Here is a 23,605-nt window from a genome sequence, read left to right as displayed (position 1 = left end):
TAAGATGTGTATAAGCTGATAAAATAGTGAACATCTAAGGAGGAAAATGTGGAAAGAAAATATTAGTAAAAAGTTGTGGACAATTTTTACCAGTAATCCACAAAAAAATCTGAACTTATCTACATAGATAACATATACATAAAAAATATATTTGCCTAATTATCAAGTATTTAAATATCAAATTAAAGCTTATCCACTTATCCACATCGAATAACAATAAGAAACAAAAAGAAGATTTATAAATTTTTTATTTTTTTTAAATAAGTCATGTGGAAAACATTTGCTAAATCTTTTTTTATTCTCTTCATAATCATATTGGGGAATGTTGATTCTGTCAATGCATCAACTTTGCTTAAAAGTCCTGATTCTTTATTTGTTGATCGATTACATCAAATTGTTAAAATTAAGAAAGAGAAGAAACGGATAAAGCAGTTGGATGATTTATTCTTAAAAAATCTAAATAATGGTTCTTTTTTAACATTTTATTCATTTAATGAAATACTTAAAGAAAATTTAGCACCGCTTTGGATTAAGTATTGTGGACAAATTGTTGATAAGTCTTTAAGTTCTCAGGGCTTGGAACTAACAAAAGACTGGTTGACTAATTTGAAAGACCAAGAAATAGCGAATCGTGAAGTAGAGCAAATGTTGGTTGCTTTGATTCAAGCAAATCCTGATCAGGCTAATCCAGTTGAATTGATCATACATTGGTATGCATTAAATCAACAATGGGAAAAGGTGTGGTTACAAAGAAAAGCTTTGGATATTCGATTTAAGTCGGGTGGAAAAGAAGTGAGTGATTTTGGGATTGCTTGTTTTCAGCGTCAGCAATGGACTTTGGTTAATCAAATATTTGAGTACTTAGTTAAAACTTATCCTCGTTCTCCGCAGCTGTTAAATTGGAAGCAGTTATTATTGGCTTCTAGAGAGCAGAGTATTCAAAATAAAATGGTGATTGAAAAAACGGAATTTTCTAATTTGATTCAATCCTATCGAGAATTGAGGAAGGATCGGGGAAATAATGCGGGTACGGCGGATACTTATTTATCAGAAGCCAGAATTTTTCTGTATCAACTGAATCAATTGGATTCGGCAGAAAAGGTATATCAGAAAGGAATTGAATTAGCTGAATCCAATTTCAATTTACAAGCCCAAATGAAATTGGAGTTAGGTGATGTTTACTTGTATGCTGGAAGGAAGTATGACGCTTTAATTCAATACGCGCAAGTCGAAAAATTGGTCAAGGATTCGCCTATTGCATATGAAGCAAAATTAAAAACAGGTAAGCTTTATTATTATACAGGAGATTTTGAATTAGCGAAAGCCAATTTTGATGTACTAAAGCAAAGTACCCAGAAAGAAATAGCCAATGACGCTTTGCATTTGAGTTGGGTTATTGAGGATAATTCAGGGATTGATACCCTAGAAACGGCATTAAAATCATTTTCAACAGTTCAGTGGTTATACGAACAAAAGAAGATAAAGGAAGCCGATTTAGCATTGGAACAGTTATTTAAAAGTCAAAAAGGCCAAAGTTTAGAAGATGATATTCTGTATTTAATGGCTCAAAGAGCCTTAGAGAAGAAAGAAATGAGTCTAGCTATAAAACTGTTTAAAGATATATATGATCGCTTTGACCAAGACATTTATGGGGATGATGCATTATATCAATATTTAAAATTAACGGGATATAAGGACAAGGAATTAGTCCTTCAATTCGTTAACAAGTATCCGAGTAGTATTTATTTACAAGAAATAAGATTGAACTTAACTAAACCATAATGGTATAAATTCCGTCCTAAAAAATAGACTAAATATCACATTTTCTCAGACAGATTTACCTAACTTTGATTTGAATACACTAGAACCTTACCATACATATGAAACATGCTTCATTAACACGCGTATTTGATTTATTAGATGTATACAAGACTTTCCATAAGTCGGATCTATTAAATAAGAAAGAGGATGGATATTGGAAAAATTATTCGAATACAGACACATTAGAAACGATAGAGCAATTAGCCCTAGGTTTGTGGAGTTTAGGTGTTAAGCCCGGGGATAAAATAGCTATTATTTCAACCAATCGTCCTGAATGGAATTTCGTTGATTTTGCTGTGCAAGTACTTGGAGCTGTAACGGTCCCATTATATCCTACCATTACGGTGGAAGATTATGCATATATATTTGAGGACTCAGGAGTCACCTTTGTTTTTGCGGAAAATGAGGAATTATATTTAAAAGCCAAAGAAGCCGCTAAAGACAACTCTAAAATTAAAACCATTTATACGTTTGATCCGATTTCTGGAGCAAGTTTGTGGACAGAGCTTAAAGAATTGGGTCAAGGGCAAGATGCTAATGTTTTAGAACCCATCAAAGCGTCGGTTCAGCCGAATGATTTGCTTACTTTAATTTATACCTCAGGTACAACTGGGAGGCCTAAAGGTGTTATGTTAACCCATCATAACATTATCAGCAACGTAAAATCATTGGATCGTGGGGAGTTTTTCCAAATCAACTCCTTGGATAAAGTATTGAGTTTTTTACCGATGTGTCATATTTATGAGCGGACGAACATCTATTTGTACATGTTTTATGGGGTTTCTATTTATTACGCGGAAAACTTAGATACTGTTGCAGAAAACATAAAAGAGGTAAAGCCAGCCATGTTTGCTACTGTACCCCGGTTACTTGAGAAAGTATATGATAAGGTTTTAGCTAAAGGAAATGAACTAACGGGATTTAAAAGAAGCCTATTTTTTGCAGCTATTGATTTTGGTTTAAAATTTGATCCCATGGAGAAATTGGGATTTTTGGATAGCATCAAATTAGCTATTTTCAGAAAATTGATATTCAGTAAATGGCAAGAGGCATTGGGAGGAAATATACGAGCCATCACCTCTGGCTCAGCAGCCCTTCAACCTAGATTGTCTCGAATTTTTTGGGCAGCCAACATTCCTATTGCGGAGGGTTATGGTTTGACAGAAACGTCACCCGTTATTTCTGTTTCAAAAATTAGCCCACCGGATTTTAAGGTTGGCTGTGTAGGAACACTTTTGGATTGTATTCAATTGAAGATTGCCGAAGATGGAGAAATATGTGTCAAAGGAGACTCTGTTATGCCTGGGTATTATAACAACCCAACTGCAACGGCCGAGGCAATCGATCCAGATGGATGGTTCCATACGGGTGATATTGGAGAGTTGGTTGATGGTAAATATTTAAAGATAACAGATCGAAAAAAAGAAATATTTAAAACATCGGGAGGAAAATACGTGGCTCCTCAATTGGTAGAAAATAAACTAAAAGAGTCCGCATTTATTGAACAATGTATGGTAGTTGGGGAAGGCCAAAAGTTTCCTTCGGCGCTAATTATTCCTGAATTTAATGCTTTGCAAGTTTGGTGTAAACAGCAGGATATTGCAGTGGGTACCCCTGAAGAGATGATTGCCCATCCTAAGGTAATAGAAAAGTTAAACGAGGAGGTTTTAATGACTATGGCATCTGTTGCACGCTATGAGCAAGTTAAAAAGTTCGTTCTTTTACCTAGATTATTTACTATTTCAGACGGGGAATTGACGCCAACCTTAAAATTAAAACGCAAGGTGATTGTCTCCCGATATGAAAAACAGATCCTCGGACTCTATGATTAGGCAGGTAGCTTTCAAGCTATCCTAATGAATAATTTATCGGCTGCACTCGGAAATTTTAGTAATTTTACGTGTTAAACGTTAAAAGAAAGGGCATTTTTGCCTTTCTTTTTTAATTATTGAATCGAAATTTTATGTCTCAAGCACAAAAAGTGGCTTTAATTACCGGCATCACAGGACAGGATGGCGCGTATTTAGCTGAACTTTTATTAGGTAAGGGTTATCGTGTTCACGGAATAAAGCGTAGAAGCTCCTTGATCAACACGCAACGCATTGATCACCTTTACCAGGATCCTCATGTAGATTCCTCAAATTTTCATTTACATTATGGAGATTTAAGTGATTCAACCAACATCATTCGAATCATTCAGGAAGTTCAGCCAGATGAGATATATAATCTTGGTGCTATGTCACATGTAAAAGTATCATTTGACGAGCCTGAATATACGGCCCAAGTAGACGGAATAGGAACATTACGAATTTTGGAGGCGGTGCGCCTATTGGGATTGACTCAAAAAACAAAGATATATCAGGCCTCTACGTCTGAGCTTTATGGTTTGGTTCAAGAAGTTCCACAATCTGAGAAAACGCCTTTTTATCCTCGATCGCCTTATGCTGTAGCTAAGATGTATGCTTATTGGATAACGGTGAATTATCGAGAGGCATATCAAATGTTTGCGGTAAACGGAATCTTGTTTAATCACGAATCTCCCTTGCGTGGAGAGACTTTTGTAACGCGTAAGATTACCCGTGGAGTTTCTCAAATTGCTTTAGGCCAACAAGATAAAATCTATTTAGGAAATTTAGATGCCAAGCGTGATTGGGGCCATGCTAAAGATTATGTGGAAGCAATGTGGTTGATTTTGCAACAGGAACAACCAGAAGATTTTGTGATAGCTACAGGAATAACGACTACGGTTCGTGATTTTATCATTATGTCCTTTAATGAAGTAGGAATTGAATTGGAATTTAAAGGAAGTGGAATAGAAGAAGTGGCCTTGATTAAGGCGTGTCATAATCCTTTGTATCAAGTAGAAATTGGTAAAGAAGTGGTAGCTGTCGATCCAAGATATTTTAGGCCCACGGAAGTAGAGTTATTAATTGGGGATCCTACTAAAGCTCAAACCAAACTGGGTTGGACATTGAAATATGATTTACCTGCTTTAGTTAAGGATATGATGAGTTCTGATATTCAATTGTTTTCGAAATAGGATACTATTTAAAAATTCTAGTAACGTATCAGAGGATAAAATAAACCTGATATAAATAATAATATGGCCTGGTATGCCTTGTATACAAAATCTAGAGTGGAGAAAAAAGTTGCCTTGCGACTTAAAGAAAAAGGTATAACATGCTATTGTCCATTAACCAAAAAGAGAAAGCAGTGGTCAGATCGTAAAAAATGGGTTGAAGAGCCATTGTTTAAATCTTACGTTTTTGTGGATATCGATTTGGCTTTACAGAGTAGTGTAGTTCGACAAATCAACGGGGTGGTTAATTTTGTTTATTGGTTACAAAAACCTGCTGTTGTTCAAGATTCAGAAATTAAAGCCATACAAAATTTCTTATCAGAGCATAGTGATGTAGAGGCAATAGGCAAGCTGGTAAATATTGGTGATTTTGTAACATTAGATACAGGTGCTTTGGCGGGTCAAAAAGCAGAAGTTGTAGGTTTTAAAAATAAGCATGAAGTGCGGCTTAGGATAGATAGCCTAGGCTTTGAACTTGTCGCTTATATAAATCAAAGTCAGTAATTTCAATTTTTCAACTATCTTTGAATGAATCAAATTAGCCATATGAATCAGTTAAAACAGATGCTTGTTAGGAATTTAACGGTATTTATCTGTGTATTCATGTGTGTAAATTCCCTTTATGCCCAAAGGAAAATAGCATCTGATTTCTCCATTGGAATGGGGGGTACCCTAGGAGGGGTCTATAATCCACTTTGGTTAAGAGCTAATCAATATGGACTTGTCCCTGCATCGGGCTCATATGGTTTTTCTGCATTTTCCCATCGAATGGAATATCGCCCTAAGAAACAAGTTGATTGGGCTTATGGATTTTCTTCTCAAGTTAATTTAGGAGAAAATAAAGCAGATGTCTTTTTTCCAGAAATGTATGTAAAAGGGAAAGTCGGAATTTTTGAACTAGTAGCAGGCCGACAAAAACAGATTTTTGGTTTGGTAGATTCAACGCTAAGTTCGGGTTCTTACATTTGGTCAGGAAATGCACTTCCATTACCCAAAATAGAATTACAAGTTAAAGAATATTGGTCTCCAGGGTTTTTGAGGGGTGTTTTGGCTTTTAAAGGAAACTACTCCCATGGTTGGTTTGAAAATTCACGGGAGGATGTTAGAGATTTTTATCTACATCAAAAATCCTTTTATGGCCGATTTGGAAAGCCTACTTGGAGGGTAAAATTTTATGCTGGTTTTAACCACCAAGTTCAGTGGGGAGGGAAATTAAAATATGCGGACCCTTATAATATCTCTGCAAAAAATGGAATAATTCCATCTGATTTATCCACCTATGTATCAGTAGTTACTGGTAAATCCAATGCCGTTAAAGGAGATACTGCCACCTATGGCTATAATGACGGTTTTAATCGATCAGGGAACCATTTAGGAACAGTTGATGTGGGAATGGAAGTCGAATTGAATCAAGCTAAAGTTTTTTTCTACCGTCAAAGTATTTATGAAGACGGATCTCTGTATTATGGCAATAATATCACCGATGGTTTACATGGATTGGCCATCACCAGAAAAGCAGATCAGGGATTGATTAAGGTGGTATTTGAATATTTGAATACCACATCTCAAGGAGGTAAAGTATTTAATGATACAAGTAATTTAAGAGGTTTTGATAATTATTTAAATAATAGTGTTTATCTAAGTGGTTGGACATATTTTGGCAAAGGGATAGGTGCCCCATTACTGACTTTAGATGCTGAATCAGACTTGAATCCAACGAATAGTATATATTTTGATAATAACCGAGTGGAGGCTTTTTATGCGGCGGGAGAGTTTGTTTTCGGAGAAAATAAGATTCAACTAAGAGCTAGTTTATCCAATGCTATTGGTTGGTTTGGGTACGAATACATTCCGGTAAAAAAACAGTATTCTGCCGGTTTATTGTGGCACAGATCCATAAATATTTCAGGCTTTCCGGAAGCCCTGTTAAAAGCAAACCTTGGTGTAGAAAAGGGAAATTTGACACCACCAACTATTGGTGGAAATTTAGCGATCAGTTTTCCTTTGAATTAGTCTTTAGCCAAAGAATAAGTAGCTAACAAATATGGCAGTTATGATTCCCGCCAAATCTGCCGTTAAACCAGCCCAAAGCGTGTAACGTATATTTTTTACCTGCACAGATCCAAAATATAGGGCTATCACATACAAAATGGTTTCAGCCGAACCCTGGAAAACACAGGCAAGTCTACCAACAAATGAATCTGCTCCAAAGGTTTTCATGGTATCAATCATCATGGCCCGAGAACCACTTCCACTTACCGGATGCAATAAGGCCGTAGGCATTGCATCAATAAATCGAGTATCCAAACCGGATTGATTTACTAGCCACTTCATTCCTGCAACAATAAAATCCAATGTTCCTGAATTACGTAGACAACTGATAGCAACTAACATACCTACCAAATAAGGAATGATTTTAACTGAGGTTTCAAATCCCCCTTTGGCGCCTTCCACAAATGTGGAAAAGATGTCTATTTTCTTCCAAAAGGCTGCCACGATAAAACTAAGTATGAGAGTAAATAATAATCCATTGCTGAATATCTTGGATTGTATTTCAATTTGTTCTTTACTTAATGAGCTGAAATAAGCTAATATTCCCCCAAAGAATAGGGTTAAACCCACGAGCCAAGTTAATAATACCGGTTCCAACAAATTGATTTTTTGCTTGATAGCTACAAACATTAAGCCTACTAGAGTGGCGGCATAAGTGGCCATTAAACAAGGAATAAAGACATCAGAGGCATCTTGAGCCCCATAGATGGCCCTCTGGGCCATGATACTTAATGGAATTAATACAGGTCCCGCACTATGTAAGGTCAGAAACATGATTTGTGCATTAGATGCTGTTTCTTTGCTCGGATTAATATCTTGTAAGCCTTGCATGGCTTTCAGACCAAACGGGGTTGCGGCATTGTCTAAGCCTAATAGATTGGCGGAAAAATTCATAATCATTTGACCATGAACGGGGTGATCTGCAGGAATTTCAGGAAAAAGTCGAGTAAAAAAGGGACGAATTCGTTTTGCTAAAAATTGTATGGCGCCTGCCTTTTCTCCAATTTGTAAGATTCCCATGAAAAAAGTCATAACTCCCGCTAAGGGAAGGGCAATTTTCATGACCGCCATTTCAGCGGAATCGAACATTCCATCTACTAGAATTTTAAATATATCGGTGTTTCCAAAAAACAAGAACTGAATAATAGCAACCACAAAGGCTACACCAAAAAACAGAAACCAAATCCAATTTAATGCCATACAGAAAGGTTTGCAGAATGCGAGCCCTGCCTAATTAAAATTTGGTTAAATTTAGGGAATTTCTTGATTTTTATGAGCTATTCTTTTTCTACTCCCCTTGTCTTTGCCTTTAGCTTGATCCTTCATTCGCTCAATGCTCAGCAAAAACCCTGTTATTATGAAGAAAAAATGAGAAGCCAGGGTTTAGTAGAAGTGCAGTCGGAAATTAAACAGGTTTTAGTTCAATTGAAATACGCTACCACCGATAATTTTATGCATCAAAATGTCTATGGCTGTTTAACCAAAGCATTTTTACAAAAAGAGACCGTCGCTAAACTAGCTATTGCACAATCCTTGTTGGAAAAAGAAAAACCGGGTTACCGTCTATTAATATATGATGCTGCAAGACCATTATCCAAACAATGGGACCTTTGGAATGCTCTTCCCCAATACCCACCCAATATTCGGAAAAATTATGTGGCATCTCCGCAAGAACATTCCATTCACAATTACGGAAGTGCAGTTGATTTAACCATCGCAGATGAACAGGGTAAAGCCCTTGATATGGGAACCCCTTTCGATTACTTTGGAAAGGAGGCGTATCCCAAGGCTGAGAAGGAATTAGCAGAGAAAGGAATTCTTAGTAAAGAGGTTATTCAAAACAGACTTTTATTGAGAAAAGTAATGCAAAAGGCTGGTTTTTTGCCAATCGAATATGAATGGTGGCATTTCAATGCTTTTTCTCGGGCTGAGGCCAAGAAAAAATTTCAAGTAGTTCAATAAGTGGGATTTATCCTTTTGGCTTGCCGTTTATCCAAAATGTACCCTACGCACCACCTAAAAATAGTAACATTGTGCTAAATTCTTTTCAATAGCTATGTATCGGAAATCATTCCCAACAATTGTCTACCTTTTTGCATTGCTTTTTACCTTCGCTTTTACAGCTCAGGCACAAACGGCTATTCAAGGAAATGGTACACTAGTAAAGCTTAAGTTGAATCAAGCTGTAGAGATTGCATTACAACATAATTTGAATGTTAAATCGTATCAAGTTAGTATGCAAAATGCGGAGCTTCAATTTCAGCAAGCAAAGTATAATCAATTGCCATCTTTGACTGGAAATATCAATCAAGCGGCAAGTTTTGGACGAAGTATTAACCCATATACCAATGGATATGATTCAAGGAATATTAATTACAATAACCTTGGGTTCAATGCTAATGTGCTTTTATTCAATGGAGGTCAACTGAAAAATAATATTCTACAAACAGAATTCAACTTAAAGGCCACGCAAGAAGACTTACAGTCCATTCGGGAAAATATCTCTTTGCAGGTTGTCTTATCTTATTTGTCTATTCTAAATGCGGAAGACCAATTGGCTATTGCCAAAACCCAGACTGAGATTACCAAATTGCAAATTGAAAGAACACAAAAGTTGGTCAATGCTGGCTCTGTTGCCATTTCTACCTTATTAGACTTAAAAGCTCAGTTAGCCAATGAGGAATCCAATGTAGTAAGTTTTCAAAGTGCCTTGGATATTAATAAATTAACCTTGTTACAATTATTAAATGATTCCGCTATAAGCCAGTTTGAATTGGAGCGTATTCAAGTACCCGTGCCCAATTCTTCAGCCTATGAATTAAGTATTGCCGATATTTATGCCAAAGCTGTGGAAGCACAACCTTTGGTTCGTGCAGCGGATTTTAGAGTGCAGGGAGCTGCAAAAAGTGTAGATGTAGCCAAAGCGTTTCGTTTACCGACCTTAAGCTTAAATGGAAGCTGGTCTGCTAACCAATCCAACGCCTTGAAATCTGTTCAGGTTTTGGGAACTCAGGAGGTTACTTTAGGTAATGTGAATGTAGGTGGAGTAAACTATCCACTGACAACAACACAACCTAAATTTGGAGAGGGATCAACGGTAGGCTATTTTGATCAGTTGAATAATACGCAAAACAAAGTTGTTTCACTGAATTTAAGCATTCCTATTTTTACCAAATATCAAAATAGAACCCGTGTTTCTCAAGCTAATTTGCAAAAAGTTAATGCTGAGATTGAAGCCAATAAAGCACGCCTAACTTTACGTCAAAATATTGAACAAGCCTATGTCAATATGCTCAATGCAGCAAAAAAATATGAGGCTGGAGTTACCCAGGTTTCAGCATTAGAAGAATCATTTAGAGCCTCAGAAAGTAAATTTAGTGCAGGTACTATTGATTTCGTTAGTTATAATTTACAAAAGACAAACCTTGACAAGGCGAAACTTTCTTTGGTACAATCTAAATACGATTATGTTTTTAGAACAAAGATTTTAGATTACTATCAAGGTAAAAATTTAACATTTTAATTTTCAATAATTTTAAAAAGATGGCAAAGAACAATAGCAAGCGGACGTGGTTGTTTATCGGAGGGGGAGTAGTTGTGATATTCTTAGGTTTATTTTTAGCCAAACAGCAAGGATGGATTGGTAAGGTAGATCCAACGGTGGTGGAATTTGGTAAAGCCAAAAGAGAATCCATTGTCGAAAAAGTATCGGCATCTGGGAAAATTCAACCAGAAGTTGAGGTTAAAGTTTCTCCTGATGTGTCTGGAGAGATTGTTGCCTTGAATGTTGCAGAAGGTGATTCTGTGGTTGCCGGTCAAGTTTTATTGAAAATTCGTCCAGATAATTATGTGTCCTTATTGGCTCGTGCGGAGGCACAGTTGAACGCCATGAGAGCAAGTATGGAACAAAGTAAGGCCGTTTTAGCTCAGAGTGAAGCACGATTGAGCAAGGCAAAAATTGACTATGATCGTAATTTAAAATTACATAACGACAAAGTAATCTCTGATGCTGATTTTGATCAATTCCAATCGGCCTACATGGTGGCTAAACAAGATCTGGAGTCAGCTAAGGCCAATGTAAAAGCGGCTAGTTTTAATGTGAAGAGCTCTGAGGCGGCCTTAAAAGAAGCCACAACTAACTTAACAAAGACCACGATTTATGCTCCTCAAAGTGGTATTATTTCAAAACTAAATGTGGAATTAGGAGAGCGTGTGGTTGGTACTTCACAAATGGCAGGAACGGAAATGTTACGCATTGCTAATTTGAATAACATGGAAGTGAGAGTAAATGTCAATGAAAATGATATTACCCGAGTAAGTTTGGGAGATACGGTGATCATAGATGTAGATGCATTTACTTCTTCAGAGCGCAAGTTTCAAGGGGTAGTGTATGAGATTGCTAGTTCAGCAAATCAATCGGGTACAGCAACTTCGGTAACGACGGATGCCGTGACGGAGTTTGAGGTTAAGATTCGTGTTTTAAGAGATTCTTACCGTGATTTAATCAAGGGTAAATTATCGTATCCTTTGAAGCCAGGTATGACGGCATCTGTGGAGATATTAACGAACCGCAAAGACAATATTTTAACGGTACCATTGGCAGCAGTTACTACACGTGAAATTGGTGCAGAAGTAGCCCAGAAAGACGGCAAAGATGCGCCAGGTGGTGCTGCCGAGCCAGCGAAGGAGGAGACGGCTCAGCAAAGCAAAAAACGCAAGGAGAAGATAAAAGAAGTGGTATTTATAAGTGAGAAAGGTAAAGCGAAGATGGTTGAAGTGAAAACGGGGATATCTGACTTCGATAACATTGAGATTATCTCAGGATTGAAAGAAGGCCAGGAGATTATTTCAGGGCCATATGCTACGGTGGCAAAGAATTTAAAAGAGGGAGAATTAGTGAAAAAGAAGGATGCCAAGGCAGAGGAGAAGAAATAAAGTAAGATTTTAAGAAAAAAATAGGTGTTCTTATTGCATATGTGCATACTGACACCTATTTTTGCAGTCCCAAAAGGATATAAATTCCTTCTTAGCTCAGTCGGTTAGAGCACATGACTGTTAATCATGGGGTCCCTGGTTCGAGCCCAGGAGAGGGAGCAGTAATTAAAAAGAGGTCATTTCGACCTCTTTTTTTGTTTAAAAACCATCATATCTTTCTGTAAAGACATATTTTTTGTGGTTGCAACTTTTTCAATTTCAATACCTTGTTTTTCTTATAAGCTGCAACCTTAAATCACAGGTTTGAGGAAAAATGTGGTCCATCGAATCAAAAGAAAGTTTTAATATTGGAATTTGTGGTTCGAGGTCAGTAGAGGTTTTTTTGGGATGTTACTTTAATAACACTGATGGTTTATCTATTATTCCACAAACTAATACAAGTGATGCTGTTTCAGTATCATCTATAACAAGGGTAACCCTATCTCCAACTTTTAAATCTGCATTGGTTGCTGGGCCGGCCGAATTTTTAATGGTAGTTTGTGTAGTAAGTTTTATTATTTCTCTTTTACCATCTCTTCGCTCTAAAGTAAAATAGTTTTTCCCAATAGCTGTAATAACACCAGTTCCTCCTGTCCCATTACATAAATCACAGCAATTATTATTAACAGCACCGATGGGGGTATTTATTTGTTTTTGTTCATTTATAGTAGGTTCTAATCCAAAAGGCAGATGAATTAATTCATAAGATGTAATCACGTAAAGGGAAAAAATGGTCACCAGAATAGTAAAACTAAGTCCAGTTGCTACTTTTTTAATAGGCTTTGAAAATCCTGTGTAAAGATTGAATATCCCAAACCCGATGATTACTCCTAATCCGTTTAAGATTACATCATCAATATCAAAAATTCCTATTTCTAAAAAAAATTGGGTGGATTCAACGACTAAACCTGAAGCAACGGCTAATACAACTACTTGTTTCCTGTTGAAATTTGAAAAAATATTCGGCACTAAAAATCCCATCGGAACCAATGCCACTATATTACCTAATAAATTTATAAATGCGATTAAAAACCCTTTTTCTCCAAGCAAATATGGAAGGATAGATTTGAATGGAATAAGGTTAGGAGGCCCCTCCTGTGTTCCACCAAAATTTAGTCTTAATTCACCAATTCTAATAAGTGCTACATCTTTGAAGACCAATACCTTAATTAAAATAAACAGATACCCAATTAAAAGTAAAAGAGGAAATAAGTGTTTTTTCATAATACTTAATATTTTCTGTGAAATATAAACAATTTCCTAATTGTCACATACTCAATCATCGCATTATAGTTGCATCTTTCGTCTGTAAGGGGAGCAAACAGGAAAGTCATCAGAAATGGTGACTTTTTTCGTTTAAACTCTATCTCTATTTCCTTTATTCATCGATTTTCTTGGTTCAAGCCCAGTAGAGGGCTTAGTGTTTTTTGACTATTTTAGTTGAGAGTTATACCTGTGGTTTTCAAATTGTGCCAAGAATGTGCCAAGAGTTGGTTTTAGTCAATCCGGTTTCAACTTTTTAAAGAGAGAAATCATCCTGTAAATTGGAGGAAGTAAATGTCGCTTTCCAATGATAAAAATTAATGATTTATCCCGCAAATCTCCTAATAGATGAATTTTGGATTAGTTAATCAGCCATAGCCCTTGGGTGCTTTCTGACCAAGACTATTCATAGCAATACGGGTTAAATTAGTTGATTTCGCTCATTTCTTCCCCCAAAATCATTTACTTATTTTTAAACGGAAACTCAACGCTCAAATACTCCCAGCTCAATTTTATTTTGCCTTCGTTAGCATTGGTCGGCATTACTTCATACGTAAGGGCTTCAACTAATTTATCGCTTTTGAAGGGTTTTACCTTAATTCGGATGATGTCATTTTCTTCTTTATAATCGTCCGATAAGTGCATATCCCACGTTTTACTCAAAATCAAAGTCCACGTTTCTCTATCAGGAATAGTAAAAAATCCATATTTACCTTTTGTAATAACTTTACCTTCAACCATTATATCATGACCAAAATCTATCCAAGTAGCTTTGTGAGCTCCCGATGACCATACTTGATTGAAGGCAACTAAACCATTCCAAATATTCCGCCCTCTCACACTCGGTGAACCGTATTCTATATGTACATGATTTGTGCCTACCATTGCCATTGCCGTCATTTTTGGACTTTTGGGCTTGACTGCTGTTTGACTGGTATCGACTTTGGGTTGATGGTTTTGGAGTTGGGCAAAAACGCCAATAGGTAATGTCAACAAGAGGTTTAAAACAATGTTTTTTTTCATGATTTTGTTTTTTATTGAAGTTAAATTATCTCAATAGACAATTAAAAAGTTTTTAGTAAGAAAAAGTTATTCCAGCACCCAATCCCATATCACTATCATAATGTGATGTAATGCCCATGTTTTTGTTTACGATGTAACGAAAACCTGCCATGTATTCCTTATCGGTGTTAAGCATAAAACTCACTCTAAGTCGTTTGGTAATAGGCATATCTTCTCTCATAAGTTGAAAACGAATATTTCCATCCTGATAGATTTCAGCTTGTCCAACAATGAGTAATGGCAACGTGTAATTTACGCCGACTGTAACAAGACTTCTTAGGTCCTTACTATTTGATTGCCCAAATAGATTTGTTTCCTGTTCATCTATTCCAAACTTTCTATAACGCCAATCAAAGCCAATAAATGGCATTAACCACTGCATTTTCCCAACATATCTACCAATATGTGTTTCTACCTCATATCCGTGAAAATCATGATGGCCCAATCGCCATTCTGAACCAATGCTCCACCTCGTATTTTGTAACATGGCCATTCCATCATTACCGTTGGTTGCAAAATCATTCTCAGCCATAAAATGAAACTTGCGGTCGTCTGCAAACAGTTTCCGTTGCGCTAGTTTTGGATTAGGAATCAATGGATTGGGCATCTGATTTTCATAACTTAATACCCTACCCATTCCGCTCATCATATGGTACAAAATATGACAATGGAAAAACCAATCACCTTCAACATTGGCGTTAAATTCTAATGTATCCGTCTCCATCGGCATAACATCCACAATGTTTTTTAAAGGAGCATTTTGTCCTTGACCGTTAAGTAACCTAAAATCATGCCCATGTAGGTGCATCGGATGGCGCATCATGGAACCATTGTAGAGAATAATTCTAACATTTTCTCCTTTTTTGATAAGGATTTTATCGGCTTCTGAAACGACCCTATTGTCTAAACTCCAAACATATCGATTCATATTACCGGAGAGTTTAAAGTACAATTCTTTTACTGGAGCATCCTTGGGCAATGCTGTTATGCTAGGGGACTTCAGCATGGCATAATTCAGGGTAACAATGTCTCCCAGTGCATTGGCATTATAACGATTGGGGTCATTGTCATCTTGTTTTGGCTTAGCATCGCCAGTTATTTCAGGATACATCACCACATTCATATCCATTTGATTTAAACTCATGGCCATACCCATATCATTCAATTCGCCATTCATCTTCATCATGTCATTCATCATCTTCATCCCTTCAAAATACTTTAATCGGGGTAAAGGTGATTTCAACTGTTTAATTCCATTTCCAATATAAATGGATGCTGAATTAGTCCGGTCTTCAGTCGTTGCTAAGAATTCATAGGCAGTCTTATCTGCTGGAATAGTAACAATAATATCATAGGTTTCTGAAACCGCAATAATTAATCTATCAACTTCAACCGGTTCCACATCGTTCCCATCATTTGCTACTACTGTAATTTTACCCCCGGCATAAGTCAGCCAAAAATAGGATGATGCACCCCCATTTGAAATTCTTAGTCTGACCTTGTCTCCACCTTTCAACTCATTTCCTGAGATACTTTTAAGCTCAGAACTTGGTTTACCATTCATGAATATTTTTTCATAATAGACATCGCTAACATCCATCGCTAACATCCGCTTCCATTCACTTAGCAACTTAGTTTTAAAATGACCTGCTGATATTGCTTCCCCATAACTTTGAACAGAGTTTTTTCTCAATGCGGGATAATCATTGGCATTATGAAGCATCCTGTGAATATTCTCGGGTTTGAGATTGGTCCACTCACTCAGTACAATAGGAAGCGTTGGTAAGTCATCGATTCCTTTCCTAAAAGAGTCGTCGTTCGGTCTTTTTAACATGACAAAATTCCCATACATTCCTATTTGTTCCTGCAACCCTGAGTGTGAGTGATACCAGTGGGTACCATTTTGAATGATTGGGAAACGATAGATATGGGTTGTATTTGGCCGAATGGGCATTTGTGTAAGGTTGGGAACCCCATCTTCTTTATTGGGTAAAAATAGCCCGTGCCAATGTAAAGAGGTTTCCTCCTTAAGTAGGTTATGAACGTGTATTTCAGCCGTATCACCTTCGGTAAATGTTAAGGTTGGCATTGGTATTTGACCATTAACTGCAATCGCTCTTTTTTCTTTGCCAGCAAAATGCACTAAAGTGTCTTTTACGTAAAGGTCATAGCGAACAACTTTTTGGGCGAAAACAGTTGTTGAAAAAAGCACAAAAACTGTAATTAAAGTATTCGTTTTAAAAAAAACGATTAAAGAGTTTAATTTCATGTTACATTGACTAAGAGCCATATTTTTAATAAAGGGGCTCATTAATTTATTGTTTCAACAGTTTTACCACATCCCAACATTTTAGAACCATAATAGGGGTTTTTAACGATATTCTCCTTACTCAACCAATTTGCACCTTTTCCTTTATTAGCCATTGGACAAAATTGATAATATGTTGGTGTCTCTTGTTTTGAGACTTTCATCACCGAATACATGTTTTTAGATAGAGATGTAAAGTGGTCTCTTTGATGGCTGGCATCTTTGGTCTCCGAAATATGTTCCGCATCAAAAATCAAATCTTTCATCACTTTCATCCATTCTACATGTTCTTCATTCGTTAAATTTTCCATTTTAACTGCGTTTATAGAATTTAACAGCAAAACAGCTTTGGTGGCTGCCAAGCTACCATCCGTTTTTACCAAAGCATCTTTCACTGCAAAATAAGAATCGAAGACCTCTTTTAGTTGCACTCCTTGTGTTTTTGTTACTAAAATTGGCATGACAACTTTTTCTTCCACATCAAGACTTACAGCTTTTAATTCTTCAACTTTTGCAACAACTTTTCCTGTCCGTTCATATTGGCAACAAATTTCAAGTTTAGCATAAACATTGTCAGGAGCGAGAAATTTGTCGCTATCATAACCTGCCAAACCAATTCGTTTTAGAATTTCATCCTGATTTGTTTTCTTTTCATCATAGGTTATGAAGGCCATTTTTGTATCCTTATTCCATTCCACCTGAACAATATCCTTTACATTGGCCGCCGATTCGATGGTCTTTTTACAGATAGAACAATTTCCATAAATGTGAACAGTTTCTACCTTGGCATTTTTAATTTCTGCAAAACATGTCGAGATGGATAGCAATAATGTTATTGCCATCAATAATTTTATTGATTTCATTTTTTAATAATTTTACGTAAAAAACAATTGATTTTTAAAGCAATACTTTGCTTCCGATAAGACAGACCAATGGCTGTCAAGGTAATAAATTAACCTATATTGGGGGGTGTCCAAATGTAACCAAAACCTGATGAATGGTAAGTTTGGTTATAAAACGATTTTACTGAATTGCGAGCTGTGAATGTATTGATATTGAATTTTACTAAAAAATCAGGTATTACCAATGTGGAGAAAGGTGATGGGCAACTGCACGTAGAATTATCACAATTCCCTCCACAACTGTTCCCTTCGTTTTGTCCGGTCATTTTGTGTTTTCCGCAACAATTATCTTTATTAGATTTCTCAGGTTTTTCTTTCAAACAACATGATTTTTCTTCTTTAGTGTGCTTTGTTCCACATGCATAGGATTTTACGGGTGTCGTAAGACAGCCAAGAATTGTAATTATGAGCAGTATTTGGAATTTTTGCAGCATATATTTTAAAACGCTTAAAAGTACGAATTTGTTTTAAATTCTAATATTTAATTTTTCCAAAATCCAATATTTCATAATACTTCATTCAAATTAAATAAAGTGCTGTTTTATTTCATAATTAACGATATTGTCTGCTTTTATAATGAATGAAAAGGTGATGAATGTCATATATCGAAATTAATTCAACAATATTTATATTTATATGGTTACATTTGATTTTAACAATCTAAATAAACAAATCATGAAAAAGTCATCGTTTATTTTTTCCATTGCATTCGTATTGTTAAGCACGTTTTCAGCTTTAGCCCAACAGCCAAGAGACAGCAAAGGCCACTTGATTTTAAATGCCAAGGGAGATATTTATTTTGACGGTGTAAAAACCGGTACCGTATCAAAAGATAAAATTATTAGTGATTCGAAGGGAAAAAAATTAGGGTTTCTTGGAGCTAATGGAATTTTAAAGGACGAAAATGGGAAAATGATGGGAAAAATGGGGAAAGACGGGAAAACCTATTTTGATGAAAAAGGGAATATCATTTTTACCATTGAGGATTTCGATAAAGAAACTTGTAATATTAAAGATGCCAAAGGGGCGGTTATCGGAAATGTTCACAAATCATTAAAAGGAGTTGCCTGTGCTTTACACTGTTTCCAAAACCAAATGGATATGAAAACACATTCCAAGCATTAATGAAAATAGAATAAGTTAAAGACTATTTGAGGAGTATTTTTGACAATTTCGGCTGCAACATTCCACCTATTAAGGGAGCAAACAGGAAAGTCATCAGAAATGGTGACTTTCCTGTTCGCGCCTCTTATTGACAAATGTGGCATGAATAATAAAGTAATTATATCCTTGCCAAATATCTATTTCGTTTATTTTTTATAATCATTTTCAGTTCTTTTGGGAATTATAATACAATCCTCGTTAATGAATTTATATCCGTGTGTACGCATCATATCTTTCTTAATATTACTAATAAGGTCTGGGTCATGAGATTCCTCTGCTGGTCTGTAGAGATTTTGAAAACCATCGTCGGAAAAATAAGCCATATTAAATTCTCTAACTAAAGTATCTATGATATAAAGAGCATTATTATTGTAGCCATATCTGGCTAATTCACGTACGTTTTCGTTATCCTCATAAGAGGTAGATTCACCATTAACGCTGACCATTTGTGGATATATTCTAAGAACATTACCATATTTATCTTCAAGAAATTCATTATTTTTTGAATCTTTAACTATTCTAATATCTGTATTAGAAAGAATTTTACTCTTAGGTATTTTACTTGAAATGTAATAAACTGTACTCATTGTTGTTTTTATATTTTTAAACTTTATTATTCAAGAGCTATTAATTTTTAATTTCTTATTAACTCCTTTTCAAAATAATAAAGAAAAAAAATGAGAATACGAAACGGTCTAAGAATTTTTATTTGAAGAAGAATAAGGGGGATTTGACTACCTTTAATTTTAAGTAAGTTAGCCTAATCGTCTAAATCATCAATATCGTAGTCCTCGAGATTGAGTTCAAAGTCTTCATCACTTAAATGAATATTCCTTCTTAGCGGACCGGTATAGAACATGTTTTCATTAACAAATTCAATGTGTTGATTTTGGATTGCTGAAATTATCGATAGATTAAAAATAAGTTCTTTCAACGAGGTACTTGTAATTGCTACCAAGTCATTTTCTTCCAGTTTTAGTTCTTCCAAAACTTTAAAGAACAGAGTTTCAAAGTATTTTACCTCAGGAATTAGTCCAAGGTTACTTATTACTGATGGTGCGTTCGTATCGGTGAAAGTTATGTTTATCACCTTCAATTTGGTTAAATCTTCCTTGTTGAAATTGTCGTCTATTTGAATTAATCCTTGTAATCTCATTTTCGTGTATTCTTTACTTTCAATTCGTTTATTATGTTCTGAGATAACCGCTCAAATTGGGATTCTGATAGAATGATTTTCTTCGAAATAGTCTTAGTCTTGATGGTATTTTTCATAAATGTCCTTTACTATAAATACCGGAAAAAATGCCAAAATTTTTGAAATGAGATTTCACTTTAAAAAGTTTTCTTTAGGATTTTAGAGGATTAAGTTCCCTTTTGGATTAAAATTTCTGGCAGATTTTTATTTCCATTAAGTCATTGAAATGGGTTTTAAAGGTAAAATACCCCTTTAAGCAATTTCGGATACGGGGACTGCCGGCACCACCTCCTGCAGGGAAGAGGGGGCCAAGTTACAACGTCCGATTGCTGGTTCATTTTACCGGGAGTTTATTAATTATACTTGTTCCCCGTAACCTGATTAAATAGAATCTGTTATTAAGTTGTAAGAATTCCCAATTTTAACGCAGTCTTTTTAACCTTCATGATTGTAGTTAATGATTTCTTTTCCGTGAGTCCTGAGATTTGGCGAATACTAAGATTTCGTTTCAGAAGTTTCACCACATCCTTGTGATTAGATAAAAAGTCTTCGTCTGAGACTACCTGTCCTTTTTTTCGTCCTACCTTTCCTCCATTTGCCAAGTAATTTCTGTAACCAGATTGAAACCTAACTTTTGTTGTCTCTGCCTCCATGGTCGCTACACTGGCTAAAATCTGAACCATGAACATTGTCATTGGATTGACACTTTTGTCAGGGTTAAGTGTCTCCAAGTTATAGTTTTGGATATAAAGTGAGACTTTCCTGTCTATGAATGTTTGTATTACTGATAACCCTTGCAATACTGAACGCGAAATTCGCGAGAGCTCACTGGTTAGAACCTTGTCAATTTGAATATGACCATCAATCCCATTATCAATATCATTTAAGAGTTGATTCAGCACCGGTCTATCCTCGTTCTTCTTGAATCCACTGATTTTCTCCTCATAGATGCCGACCAAATTGTAGCCGAGCCTTTTAGCGTATTCTTTTAGTTCATTAGTTTGTCTGTCTGTATTCTGCCTGTCACCTGTTGAGGAGACACGTGAAAAGATTACCACATTTACTTGTTTGCGTTCCATATTATTTCTTTGAATTGATATGGGCTAAAATACAGCGCATTATTGACCTGCCGGAGCAATCTTCAAAGAATTTTATGGAACACTTATATTATTGGAACGAAACAATTAAATTGAGAATTCAAACACTCCTCAAATGGCAAAGAAAAAGGTTGAAGAAAATTTAGATGCACTGATTTTCATTGATACTAATATTTTTCTTGATTTCTACAGAATTCAAAACGCAAATACTTCATTGAAGTATATTGAGGAAATTCTTAACCATCTTGATAAAATTATAGTAACAAGTCAAGTGGAAATGGAGTATAAGAAAAATCGTCAAAAAGTTATAAATGACGCTTTAATAGAATACAATAAGTCAATACCGAATAATGGAGGTGTGCCACCATTAATAGTTCAAGACTACAAATCAACAAAAGCCTTACCTGATAAAATCAAAAGTATAATCAAAAGTAGAGAACAAATAACCAAACGGTTAGAGAAAATTATCCAAAGACCTGAATCAGACAAAGTTTATGTTTCTCTAAACAAGTTATTTAAGTTTAAATCTATAATAAACCTTGATAGGGATAATATGCAGAGGTTTAGAATTAGAAAACTAGCGTATAAACGGTTCATTTTAGGCTATCCACCAAGAAAATCTACGGATAATTCAATTGGTGATGCAGTCAACTGGGAATGGATAGTAGATTGTTCAATTAGGACAAATAAGCATATAATTATAGTTACAAGAGATACAGACTTTGGTCTTAGATTGAATAAAGAACTATTATTAAGTGACTGGTTGCGTCAAGAATTTAAAGAGCGTGTTTCGAGAACAAGAAAAATAATAATTACAGATAAACTTGCGAAAGCCTTTGAATTAGTAAGAATACCGGTTACAAAAGAAATGAAAGATGAGGAGGAAAATTTATTGAATGAAGATTCTCCAATTAGTCAAATAGATTTATTAAATGATAAAAGTGGATTATTTAGATTTAGTCATGATTTTACGAAATTGTATGAATATATCGATAGAGCCAATAAGTCTAAAAAAATTTAAATATTTTAAAAATTGGATAGAGTTTCGAACATGGGTCAATTCCCACCTGGCCAATTTACGGCAAAATCTATTCTATTTTAGACCCTAAATTGTGGCTGGTGATACCAACATCCCAAATTTCATTTTTTTCACCTGTTGGAAGTTACACCTATGGCCGGTACGACAAAAACCTCATTTAAATTACAGGAAGTGAGGTCTAATTTCTTAGCAATTTCTTAACATTGAAACCTTAATTGGCCCTTCCCTTTTTTATCCATTTTCGATATATTTATTAAAAAGGTAAGAATTAGTTTGTAGTGGAGCTGATTGATACCATAAAGATTTAAAGTACTCCCCCTCATTATAGTAACCGCCCACTACCGGTGAAATAGTGAGGGATTTTTATTTACATGTTTTCTTATTTCAATGGTGGTATTAGAAACATTTACCCAAAAAGACACATCGACTTACCCACACTGGTTAGGTTGATAAAGAATAATCCTGAGAAACTTAAAATCGAAAAGGTTCGAGAACTTAGAAGGACCGGATTGGATTATTCAAGCACTAAGAGTTATTTACCTTACATTACACCCAATTGTTTGGTAAGGATTCGGAATCTAAAAGAATCGGACTACAATCTGATTGCACCGTCATCGTACATCTACTTTGATATTGATGACTATCCCAATTCTCAAAAACTAAAAGACCGGTTCATTAAAGAATATCGTCACATAGCTTCTCTTATATGTATATCATGTAGTGGAGGTGGGATTTCTATCTTCTTTAAGGTATCAAATCATCTTAAGAATGAAAATGACTTCCTTATAGCTCGGAAATACATAATTGATAACATATTGGTTAATGAAAAGATTGATACCAATGCTGGTGGTATTGCACGTGCTATGTTTATATCCTCAGACCCTGATTTATTCAATAACTATGAGAATGAATTAGACATACCAGTTGAATTATTTAAAAAGGGAAAGAATAAGGTAGATAACTGCCGGTTGGAAGATAAAAAAACTAAAGTACAGAAGATACGTATCCATTGTGCACCCCAAGAACCATTTATCCCAATCCCAATCAAAGAGGTTTTAGAACAATTGATACTGGAAACTCCAGTAAATGTAGTGAACCCGGTAGTAGATTATAATGAAGTCAATTACGTTGAGATACGTTTTCAATATCTAATAAAGGATGATTTGAAACATAAGACGTTTACCAGTATGATTCATAAGCTACTATTCCTTAATCCTGTTGCTGATAAATATTTATTCCTATCATACCTATATCATGTGAATGAGGAATATACCGGTTATAAGAAGATGGAGCTAAGAGAACTGATGGGATTATTTGAAACCGTATTGTACAAACCCCTTATTACTTGGACACATTTGTAGAAACAGTTGTGTAATAATTGCTTGTTTTTTCGTTCAAATTTTGTTTAAGGTATTGATAATCTTGGTTTAAAACATCACTAGTTTCGTGTTGGTTTTTGTACAAATTTTGTTCGACACGTTTTTGGTTTGTGATGTGGATATGCTGATCCCATTTTTCGCTCGGGGTCATTTTGATTGCTTTATGGAACCTGCGGGTGTTGTACCAGATCGTGTGAGCGAATATAGTTTGTTTGGCATCATAGTATCCCGTGAACTCGTAACGGTCGATTACTTCTCGTTGAATGATGG

20 protein-coding genes and 1 tRNA gene are annotated in these 23,605 nt (G+C 35.5%); 12 read left to right on the top strand and 9 right to left on the bottom strand.

The window, feature by feature from the left end:
- Positions 1–267 precede the first annotated feature (267 nt).
- The 5 genes from ACST15_RS09995 (at position 268) to ACST15_RS09975 (ending at position 6,913) form a co-directional block, all read left to right on the top strand.
- The gene (locus ACST15_RS09995; RefSeq protein ID WP_459454513.1) at positions 268–1,782 is read left to right on the top strand and encodes a tetratricopeptide repeat protein; all 1,515 of its coding nucleotides are present in this window, start codon (positions 268–270) and stop codon (positions 1,780–1,782) included.
- A gap of 98 nt (positions 1,783–1,880) precedes the next feature.
- Positions 1,881–3,653, top strand: a complete 1,773-nt coding sequence (locus tag ACST15_RS09990; protein WP_459454512.1) for an AMP-dependent synthetase/ligase — start codon at positions 1,881–1,883, stop codon at positions 3,651–3,653.
- 131 nt (positions 3,654–3,784) lie between these two features.
- Positions 3,785–4,861: a GDP-mannose 4,6-dehydratase gene (gene gmd / locus ACST15_RS09985; protein ID WP_459454511.1), complete on the top strand. Its 1,077-nt coding sequence runs from the start codon at positions 3,785–3,787 to the stop codon at positions 4,859–4,861.
- Between the two features lie 63 nt (positions 4,862–4,924).
- Positions 4,925–5,404 (top strand): UpxY family transcription antiterminator, encoded by a 480-nt coding sequence (locus ACST15_RS09980; RefSeq protein WP_459454510.1) that lies wholly within the window; start codon positions 4,925–4,927, stop codon positions 5,402–5,404.
- Positions 5,405–5,446: 42 nt separating this feature from the next.
- Complete coding sequence (locus ACST15_RS09975; protein ID WP_459454509.1) at positions 5,447–6,913, top strand: capsule assembly Wzi family protein; 1,467 nt, start codon at positions 5,447–5,449, stop codon at positions 6,911–6,913.
- A gap of 3 nt (positions 6,914–6,916) precedes the next feature.
- On the opposite strand, the gene ACST15_RS09970 is transcribed toward ACST15_RS09975, so the two are convergent.
- Entirely contained in the window at positions 6,917–8,152 is a 1,236-nt protein-coding gene (locus ACST15_RS09970) for a nucleoside recognition domain-containing protein (RefSeq protein WP_459454508.1), read from the bottom strand.
- A 72-nt stretch (positions 8,153–8,224) separates the two neighbouring features.
- Between ACST15_RS09970 and ACST15_RS09965 the strand changes: the two genes are divergently transcribed.
- From ACST15_RS09965 to ACST15_RS09950, 4 genes are all read left to right on the top strand, one after another.
- The gene (locus tag ACST15_RS09965) at positions 8,225–8,914 is read left to right on the top strand and encodes a M15 family metallopeptidase (RefSeq protein WP_459454507.1); all 690 of its coding nucleotides are present in this window, start codon (positions 8,225–8,227) and stop codon (positions 8,912–8,914) included.
- Positions 8,915–9,008: 94 nt separating this feature from the next.
- Positions 9,009–10,475: a TolC family protein gene (locus ACST15_RS09960; RefSeq protein WP_459454506.1), complete on the top strand. Its 1,467-nt coding sequence runs from the start codon at positions 9,009–9,011 to the stop codon at positions 10,473–10,475.
- A gap of 20 nt (positions 10,476–10,495) precedes the next feature.
- Positions 10,496–11,887 (top strand): efflux RND transporter periplasmic adaptor subunit, encoded by a 1,392-nt coding sequence (locus ACST15_RS09955; protein WP_459454505.1) that lies wholly within the window; start codon positions 10,496–10,498, stop codon positions 11,885–11,887.
- A gap of 85 nt (positions 11,888–11,972) precedes the next feature.
- Positions 11,973–12,046: transfer RNA gene (locus ACST15_RS09950), tRNA-Asn, on the top strand.
- 231 nt (positions 12,047–12,277) lie between these two features.
- Here ACST15_RS09950 and ACST15_RS09945 read toward each other — a convergent pair.
- The 4 genes from ACST15_RS09945 to ACST15_RS09930 all read right to left on the bottom strand — a co-directional run bounded on the left by ACST15_RS09945 (position 12,278) and on the right by ACST15_RS09930 (position 17,422).
- Positions 12,278–13,150, bottom strand: a complete 873-nt coding sequence (locus ACST15_RS09945; protein WP_406800406.1) for a VanZ family protein — start codon at positions 13,148–13,150, stop codon at positions 12,278–12,280.
- Between the two features lie 501 nt (positions 13,151–13,651).
- Entirely contained in the window at positions 13,652–14,212 is a 561-nt protein-coding gene (locus ACST15_RS09940) for a DUF2911 domain-containing protein (RefSeq protein ID WP_459454504.1), read from the bottom strand.
- Positions 14,213–14,264: 52 nt separating this feature from the next.
- Positions 14,265–16,562 (bottom strand): multicopper oxidase family protein, encoded by a 2,298-nt coding sequence (locus tag ACST15_RS09935; protein WP_459454503.1) that lies wholly within the window; start codon positions 16,560–16,562, stop codon positions 14,265–14,267.
- On the bottom strand, positions 16,562–17,422 hold the full coding sequence (locus ACST15_RS09930; RefSeq protein ID WP_406800407.1) for a DUF3347 domain-containing protein: 861 nt from the start codon (positions 17,420–17,422) through the stop codon (positions 16,562–16,564). The genes ACST15_RS09935 and ACST15_RS09930 overlap by 1 nt, the downstream gene beginning before the upstream one ends.
- 714 nt (positions 17,423–18,136) lie before the next feature.
- On the opposite strand from ACST15_RS09930, the gene ACST15_RS09925 reads away from it, so the two are divergent.
- Entirely contained in the window at positions 18,137–18,586 is a 450-nt protein-coding gene (locus ACST15_RS09925) for a 5-fold beta-flower protein (protein ID WP_276343949.1), read from the top strand.
- Positions 18,587–18,771: 185 nt separating this feature from the next.
- Here ACST15_RS09925 and ACST15_RS09920 read toward each other — a convergent pair whose 3' ends face one another.
- The 3 genes from ACST15_RS09920 to ACST15_RS09910 all read right to left on the bottom strand — a co-directional run bounded on the left by ACST15_RS09920 (position 18,772) and on the right by ACST15_RS09910 (position 20,899).
- A complete protein-coding gene (locus ACST15_RS09920; RefSeq protein WP_459451193.1) occupies positions 18,772–19,212 on the bottom strand; it encodes a hypothetical protein in 441 nt (146 codons plus the stop codon).
- Between the two features lie 173 nt (positions 19,213–19,385).
- Entirely contained in the window at positions 19,386–19,781 is a 396-nt protein-coding gene (locus ACST15_RS09915) for a hypothetical protein (RefSeq protein WP_459451195.1), read from the bottom strand.
- Positions 19,782–20,218: 437 nt separating this feature from the next.
- Entirely contained in the window at positions 20,219–20,899 is a 681-nt protein-coding gene (locus tag ACST15_RS09910) for a recombinase family protein (protein WP_252624731.1), read from the bottom strand.
- A 133-nt stretch (positions 20,900–21,032) separates the two neighbouring features.
- Between ACST15_RS09910 and ACST15_RS09905 the strand changes: the two genes are divergently transcribed.
- Together ACST15_RS09905 and ACST15_RS09900 are read left to right on the top strand one after the other, a co-directional pair.
- On the top strand, positions 21,033–21,938 hold the full coding sequence (locus ACST15_RS09905; protein WP_459454502.1) for a PIN domain-containing protein: 906 nt from the start codon (positions 21,033–21,035) through the stop codon (positions 21,936–21,938).
- A 389-nt stretch (positions 21,939–22,327) separates the two neighbouring features.
- On the top strand, positions 22,328–23,317 hold the full coding sequence (locus tag ACST15_RS09900; protein WP_459454501.1) for a BT4734/BF3469 family protein: 990 nt from the start codon (positions 22,328–22,330) through the stop codon (positions 23,315–23,317).
- Here the strand turns inward: ACST15_RS09900 and ACST15_RS09895 are convergent.
- A partial coding sequence (locus ACST15_RS09895) for a hypothetical protein (protein ID WP_459454500.1) occupies positions 23,298–23,605 on the bottom strand: 308 nt, incomplete at its 5' end. The two genes, ACST15_RS09900 and ACST15_RS09895, sit on opposite strands and share 20 nt — an antisense overlap.

It is taken from the genome of Aquirufa sp. Wall-65K1, assembly GCF_054558475.1.
This window is presented reverse-complemented; position numbering and strand designations above follow the sequence as displayed.